The sequence below is a fragment of the Actinomyces sp. ZJ308 genome (assembly GCF_011752065.1).
GTDB lineage: Bacteria > Actinomycetota > Actinomycetes > Actinomycetales > Actinomycetaceae > Actinomyces.
The window spans coordinates 1-7,098 of sequence record NZ_JAAIJY010000053.1; the positions used below are offsets into that span (position 1 = coordinate 1).

Here is a 7,098-nt window from a genome sequence, read left to right on the forward strand (position 1 = left end):
CCGCGCCGGGTCGGCCAGTGCCTCCAAGGTCATCCTCGTGGCTCGCTCGCGCAGCTCATCGGGGTACTTCTTCTGTCCCATGACAGTGATCCTTCCGTGTCATCACTGCCTCCATCAAACCCGGGGCGATTCAAACTGTCCTCGGTCACGCAGCCCCAGTCGGTTGACACGGCCGGCCCGCTGGGCCAGAGCGCTGCCGGAAGCGAGCTCAGTCACCATGTGCACCAGGTCCAGGTCGACTCCTACCTCAATGGTCTGAGTGGCCACGAGGACGTCGACGCCTGGCTCCCCTGAGGAGTCGAAGAGGCCAGGTTCCTTCCTCCGCAAATCTTCCAGGTCCCAGGGTCGCATGCGCCCCACCCATAGTCGGCAGTTCAGTCCCTTCTCGCGGAGTGCCTTCACGACCTGCACCGCGCTGTCCACACGGTTGAGGACGCAGCCCACCGTGCGAGGACCGTCAGGGACGAACTCACGCGCATCCTCGACAGCGGCCAGTACCTGCGCCACGACCTCATCTCGGTACTTGGGTGTCATCTTCCCGTTCTTCGGCCACGCGGTCGTCCCCACGTAACAAGCAGACTTGGCCGTCTGGACACGAGAGGCCAGCTGCGGGTCGAGTACCAGAGAATCCCGAGTGACGCCGACGACGTCCGTCACCTCACCCGAGGGCGTCGCCGTACCCGAGGGCGTGGCCGTCATCTCCACAGTCTGGAGCGCCGGGACTCCGAGCCTCTGCGCGCTTCGAGCGCACAACTGCCCCACCCGCCGGGCGGTGACGAGGATCTGACGGCTCAAGTGCGCCTCATCGACCACCACGGCGGCGTCTAGAGCCAGCATCCCCGCCAGTCTGGGACGGGCGAACCGGGATGCGCCGTAAGAGCGGAACAGCAGGCTCGATGCCCACATCGCCGGCGTCATGCACAGCACCGCGCAGGCCTCCGGAGCATTGAGCCAGGCCCGGTCGGTGGCCGCCGCCCCACGCATCGTGGTGAGAACCAAGGGAGATCGGTCCGCAGTGTCCGCGACATGTAGGCTGACAAGAGCCTCTCGTACACGACAGAGGATCCGATCACCCTCAGGCGGGTTCTCCAGCAGACGTTGGATTCTTGCGGCCCGATCTGCGTGCGAATCGGTCAGCGCCCTGCGGTTGACCACCACGGCCAGCCTTCGGGGCAGGCGCTGGGCCGCGCCGACCGCGAAGAGTGCGACGGCGAAGACATGTATCTCCACCACCGATGACTTGCCGGCGCCAGTCGGCGCGATGATCTGCTCTGGCCAGGTGCCCCTCTCCACCAGGCGTCTCAGCAGCTCCTCCTGCCAGATGAAGGGCCGCCTCCCAGGACCATGGATCGCCTCGAAGAAGTCTCCGAAGTCCTCGATAGTGATCATGCTTGTCTCCCGACGACGCTCTGTGCGAGCTCGGCTGGCAGATCGGCCGGCACCAGGAGTCCCCCACCCAGGTGCCGGCTCTGTCCGACGGCGACCAGCTCGGTATCCGCCATCAGGTCTCCGGCGCTGATAAGCGCGGTGTAGGGCTGAGCAGTCATGCCCTGCTGCATCTTGTGGGCGTAGGAGCTCGGATTCCTCGTGACGCGGTGGTGCCACATCACCCCGGCCCTGCGTTCGCGTACCCGGGCCACTAATGAGCGATAGGCCTGTGCACCTCTGGTCGGGTCTTTAGACACCGCATCGAGGTGATCACGCCACACGAATCCCAGGGACAGGAGGATCGCGTCCTCAAAGGTCCACTCTCCCCGCTGGCGGGTCACCTCCGGCACGGCCACCGGCGTCGGGGACCACAGGCGCTGCGTTCCCTGCGCAGGCGGACGCCAGAACGTCCTTGTCTCAACGACCTCCCCCACTGGGCGAAGACGAGCCTCGGCCCAGCGAGAGCGCAACCGGGTCATGCCGACCAAGTAACTGAGAACGACCGCCTGGTCGTCATCGCTGATATCGGAGGGCAGCATAATGAGGAAGGCGCCCGGAGCACCGGATACCGCCTCCACTGCTGACTGGGCAAGAACAGAGGCGGGAACGTACTGGATGGCCAGATGGTTGGCCGGCGCCACCGAGTCCTTCGGGTAGCGGCCGGTGACGACAGGAGGAGCCCCATTGCCAATGCGGGATACGAGGGCCTTGTGGAGGGCGACGCACCAACTCACCCGGCGTTGCGGAGAAAAGGGCCGTCTAGTTCCGTCGTCGGCCAGAAGGACCAGGACAGTGCGCCAGGGCGAACGATCGCCGTCGTCCTGTCTCGACGGGTTCACAGCTTCGTACCTGGCGACCCGAAGGCCCTCCTCAGAGGTCGGAAAGACGTTGACGGTGTCACTGCCAGGATGGAACCTATCCGCCAATTCCGTCGGAGGCTTGGAAGGTCTGGACTGGGAGTGCAGGGTGCGGAGCTCATGAACTCTTCCGGGTGCGGCAACCTGCACACGCAGACCTCCTGGTGTGAAGGCGGTTGCGGCAGGGTCGAGCCGCCAGTTCGCTTCAGTTTCCTCGGTACTCATGACCACGGGGCTGTCCATCTCACCCAAGCACGGCACGTCCTCACACAGCTGGGCGAGAATATCTCGGACGTCATCGGGCATGTCGTCCCAGAGCCAGCTGATCACGCCGTTGAGCGCGTAGCCGTCGGAGGTGGCCTTGGCGGCGGTCTTGGGCTGTGACTTCTCGATCGTGCCGGTTCGCCGATAGGCGATTGTGGTGCCCGACTGGACCTGGACCATGTTCGGGACGTGCAGGCCGTTGGGAGGATGTTCCTCCAACCAGGTCAGTGCCTCCTCAACCTTGGGACCCGGCCGGCCGTCAGGCTCCGCTGCGGTCCCGGTGTGGGCCACGCTCACCAAGGCGGACAACAGCCGTGCAGGAGATGGGAAAGGATCGGGACTGCCGTCCGCAGCGTGCCCGTGGTAGACGCCGAGCAGGAAGCGGGCGGTAATGCTGACGGGGGTCATCAGTCATCCTGCGCGTCATCAGCCGCAGCGGCGAGAATCGCCTGATTACCCTCAACGATGAGTACTGAGCCGTCCCAGACCACATTCGCGGTCTGAGTCGCATTGTCAATGGCGGCGCTCAGAAGCTCCTGGGACTGATCGATGCTGAGCGGCTCGAAGTTCTCCTTCTGCCCGTAACGCTTGTCCAGGGTGACGACTGCGGGGCCGGCCTCTACCAGGTCGCAGCTGGCCCGTAGGAGGAGTTCGGCGTCAGAGCGAGCCAGGCCGTTAAGAGCCAGTGCGGCCAGCAGCGCTCGGCAGGCGACGTCGCCCTCCGGTGTCGGAGAGTCGAAGCGCAGAGCCCGAAGGGCTGCGAAACTGAGCACATGTGAGCGGATGATCGCCTGGCAGGTGACACCACCGAGCTGCTCCAATGACGGTGGGATACCACCGAGCCCCAGTGTGGATGATTTTCCCGCCTTGCCGGAGGCGCTCTTATGAGTAGCAGCCGACAGCTCGCGCTTCTGGGCGTCGGCGATCACCTTGCGCTCCTTCTCTCCCAGGTCAATCCGCATCCCCACGGGATCAATCCGTGCCCCTCCGCGCCTGGACTGGTTTGTCTCCGGATCCCCCTCCTGATCGGTGAGGATGCCGATGATCTCGCCGACGAGAATACTGCGGTAGCGTCCCTGATGGCTCTTGCGGCTGGCGTCCCAGCCGCCGAGCAGGAGCGTCATGGGGCTGTGCTCCAGCAACGGACGTGCATGGGACACGGTGGCATTACGCAGGTTCTTGTACTCCCAGGCATCAGTTGCCGGTTCCCCGTTGATGGTGCCAGCGCGGATCTGCCCGTCGAAAGCCCGGTGCGGCAAGTCGATGTCGCTGTAGACCTGGCCGTCCTCGAATCTCACCTCAATGCGCGGGGTACGGGCCAGCACGGGATCCTCGTCGGCGATAGCGGCCGACACGGCGGCCTCGAGCCTGTTGTTCTGGGACTGCTTGGAGTCGATGAGGACGGCCGTGACCGCCTCACCCTCCCAGAAGCGTCGCTCATAGGCGAACACTGACTTGCTTCCGGAGACAAACTTCGCCGGAGCGACCGAGGCATGGGGGCCTGCCGCCGGTTCCAAGGGGGTGACCGAGGTCAGGACGCTCGCGCCACCCGGGCGGCAGGCCTCGAGCAGGTGCTGAAGACTAATTGTTGACATACGAATAACTCCTCGTTGAGGTAGGTCTGTCTGGCCTACACCTCCATATCTACACCCGGCCTACGACATGAATGACGGGACGACGTTGCATTATGGAATCGTTACCCTCCGCTCGTTACCGGCCTGCGCTCTCTGACATAGTGGGCACATGCTCGGGCAGATCAAAGGCGTCGTGATCCGCTGCGCGCAGGTCCTGGGCGCAGCCGTGCTGGCATGCGTCTCGATCCTGGGGACCTGGGCAGTCACGAGATCCTGGGGCGTCACGGCCGGCGCCGCGCTGGCGATCATCGTGCTGAGGTGGCGCCGTGAGCGCCCTGACGCCGTTCTTGGTGTCCATGCTTCGCTGTGCGCGCTGCAGCTCGGTGTCGTCGATTCCCCGCTTCCCGCGGACCTGGCGGTTGTCGTGTCCCTGTACGCCGTGGGCCGGCGGGGCAGGCGGGAGCTCACACCCGTGTGGATCGCAGCCGTCGTCGGCGGGTCCGCGCTGGGCGCCTGGGACTGGAACCGCGATGAGCTGGGGGTTGTCCCGCTCTCCCTGTGGGCCCGGGACATGATGCAGGTCTCCTTCGTCGCGCTGTGCGTCGCTGCCGTCTCCTGGGGCCTGGGCAGGTTCGTCACGCAGCGTCGCCAGCTGCGGGCCAGCCGCCTGGCCGCGCAGGAGCAGCGGCAGGTGGCGCACGATGCCGCGCTGCGTAACGAGATCGCCCGGGAGGTTCACGACGTCGTCGGACACGCCCTGGCGCTGATCGCGGTGCAGGCCGAGGCGGGTCACTACCTGGCGGCCGGTTCCGAGGACGACGCTGAGGACCTTGAGGTCCCGCTCGACGAACGACTGGAGCAGGCGACTCAGGCACTCGGGCAGATCCTGGCGACTGCACGCTCTGCCCTGGCGGACACCCGCGGCCTGACCCGTTCTCTGGCCTCTCCCCCGCCACCGGCGGCGCCACTGAACGCGGCGGGTCATTCCGCCTCCGACGATTCTCGGCCTGCCTCCCCGGTGGCCGAGGCGCCGTTGCGTCCGGTGCCGAGGATCGCTGATCTTCCCGAACTCATCGACGATGTCCGCGCGACCGATCTGCCGATCACCCTGTGGGTGGATGATCGACTCGATGATTTGCTGAAGGACAGCGGACCCGAGAAAAGCCGCGATGTTCTCGGGGCGCAGGCGCAGCTCGCCCTCTACCGGACGGCGCAGGAGTCCCTGACCAACGTGCTCAAGCACAGCGAGGCGGCCACGGTCGAGGTGAGGCTGGAGTACCGCGATAACAAGGCTCGCGACGAGATCATCCTGACCGTCGCCGATCACCCCGACTCCGCCGGCACCGGGGTCTCTTCGGCGGCCGGCAACCGCCTCTCCGACGAGTCGGCGCTAGCAGACGCCGGTGGGGGCCAGGGGCTGGCGAACCTGCGACAGCGTCTGGCGGCGGTCGGCGGAGTCCTGGACGCGGGCACCGGCCCCGATGGAGGATTCATCGTGCGCGCCCGTATTCCCTCTGAGGCCGCGCGGCCGACATTCGAGAACCCGTGAGGTGAACCGGTATGAACCGACCTCTGCGTATTGCACTGGTGGACGACCAGGACCTGGTCCGCTCCGGCTTCCGTATGATTCTTGATGCTCAAAAGGACATGATTGTCGTCGGTCAGGCCGCCGACGGAGTCAGTGCGCTGTCCATGGTGAAGGCCACCCATCCCGATATCGTTCTCATGGATATCAGGATGCCCACGTTGGATGGCATCGCAGCCACCCGCGCGGTTCTGGGAACCCACCCCGAGCTCAAGGTGCTCATCCTGACCACCTTCGACCTGGACGACTACCTCGTGGCAGCAATGCGTGCCGGGGCCTCGGGCTTCCTCCTCAAGGACACGACGGCGCCCGAGCTGCTGGCAGGGATCCGCGCCGTGGCCCGTGGGGACTCGGTGGTGGCGCCGTCGGCCACGCGCCGGCTGCTGAAGCGGTGGTTCGCTCCCACCGGCCCGGCCGGATCCTTGGAGCGCAGGACAGATCCGGCATACGCGGGTGCCATTGATGCTCTGTCCGAGCGGGAGAAGGAGATCGCCACGCTGGTGGGACGCGCCATGAGCAATACCGAGATCGCGCAGCACCTCGTCCTGGCCGAGTCGACGGTCAAGTCCCATCTCAACCGGATCCTGCACAAGCTGGAGCTGCGCGACCGCGCCCAGCTCATTGTGCTGGCCTACGAGAGCGGGCTCGTACGTGTGGGTGAGGAGCCTCGACCTGACTGAGCATCCCCCGGTTGGATATCAGCTCGCCACCTTCCAACCTCGGTTGGAAACGAGCCTTCACCAGTCACGATGATCATCGCTGGGCTCTACGGTCCTTCCCATGCGCACCAACGTTCGTTTCCATTTCCTCGACTCCTTGCGCGGCTTCGCCGTCATGGGCATTCTCCTGGTCAACGCCGCCGACATCATGAACCTGGGCCAGAACGCTGAGGTTCAGCTTCATCGGCAGATCCCTTTGGTTGAGAACGCTCTGTACTACCTGGTGTCGACCCGTTTTGTCCCAATTTTCTGCTTCATGTTCGGAATGAGCATGGGGTTCATCATTGACTCCGCATCCCGCCGGGGCGACCCTGCCTGGAAGACCCTGCTGCGCCGTCTGACGGTGCTCCTGGCGATCGGGGCGCTCAACTCCATTCTCTACCCCAGTGAGGTCCTGCGCTCGTATGCGATCGGAGGAGCCATCATGCTCCCCTTCGTCCTCAAGCTCAAGCGCTCCGTACTACTGCTACTCGGGCTACTGGCGACGGCGGGAGCCTACGCAGTGATGGGCGGAGGAGAAGCCTCGATACCAGGACTGTTCCTTCTAGTGTCGCGTGTCGTTAGTTTGTTTTTGGTTGGCATTTGGTGAGGATCTCGTCGGGGGTCTTGGTCCAGGCCAATGGGTGGCAGCGTTGGTTCCAGCCGTTGATGAAGGCGCGGATCTTGGCGTT

Annotated in this window: 6 protein-coding genes and 1 pseudogene; 2 read left to right on the plus strand and 5 right to left on the minus strand. The window is 65.1% G+C overall.

Annotated features, from left to right (window positions below):
• Positions 1-114 precede the first annotated feature (114 nt).
• From cas3u to cas7u, 3 genes are read right to left on the minus strand one after another with little or no spacing between them, the layout of a single operon-like run.
• Positions 115-1,389 carry a type I-U CRISPR-associated helicase/endonuclease Cas3 gene (cas3u, locus tag HCR68_RS13545; RefSeq protein ID WP_167150338.1) on the minus strand — a complete coding sequence of 425 codons (1,275 nt, stop codon included), beginning with the start codon at positions 1,387-1,389 and terminating at the stop codon, positions 115-117.
• Positions 1,386-2,957, minus strand: coding sequence for a type I-U CRISPR-associated protein Csb2 (csb2, locus tag HCR68_RS13550; RefSeq protein ID WP_167150340.1), 1,572 nt, complete (start codon positions 2,955-2,957; stop codon positions 1,386-1,388). The genes cas3u and csb2 overlap by 4 nt, the downstream gene beginning before the upstream one ends.
• Positions 2,957-4,144, minus strand: a complete 1,188-nt coding sequence (gene cas7u / locus HCR68_RS13555) for a type I-U CRISPR-associated RAMP protein Csb1/Cas7u (protein ID WP_167150342.1) — start codon at positions 4,142-4,144, stop codon at positions 2,957-2,959. Before cas7u ends, csb2 begins: the two co-directional genes overlap by 1 nt.
• A 148-nt stretch (positions 4,145-4,292) precedes the next feature.
• Between cas7u and HCR68_RS13560 the strand changes: the two genes are divergently transcribed.
• Positions 4,293-5,672 carry a histidine kinase gene (locus HCR68_RS13560; RefSeq protein ID WP_167150344.1) on the plus strand — a complete coding sequence of 460 codons (1,380 nt, stop codon included), beginning with the start codon at positions 4,293-4,295 and terminating at the stop codon, positions 5,670-5,672.
• 11 nt (positions 5,673-5,683) lie between these two features.
• Positions 5,684-6,388: a response regulator transcription factor gene (locus HCR68_RS13565; protein ID WP_167150346.1), complete on the plus strand. Its 705-nt coding sequence runs from the start codon at positions 5,684-5,686 to the stop codon at positions 6,386-6,388.
• A gap of 73 nt (positions 6,389-6,461) precedes the next feature.
• Here HCR68_RS13565 and HCR68_RS14560 read toward each other — a convergent pair whose 3' ends face one another.
• Both HCR68_RS14560 and HCR68_RS14380 read right to left on the minus strand, forming a co-directional pair.
• Entirely contained in the window at positions 6,462-6,611 is a 150-nt protein-coding gene (locus HCR68_RS14560; RefSeq protein ID WP_347878337.1) for a hypothetical protein, read from the minus strand.
• A gap of 360 nt (positions 6,612-6,971) precedes the next feature.
• Positions 6,972-7,098, minus strand: a pseudogene (locus tag HCR68_RS14380) (IS630 family transposase); the annotation flags it as partial.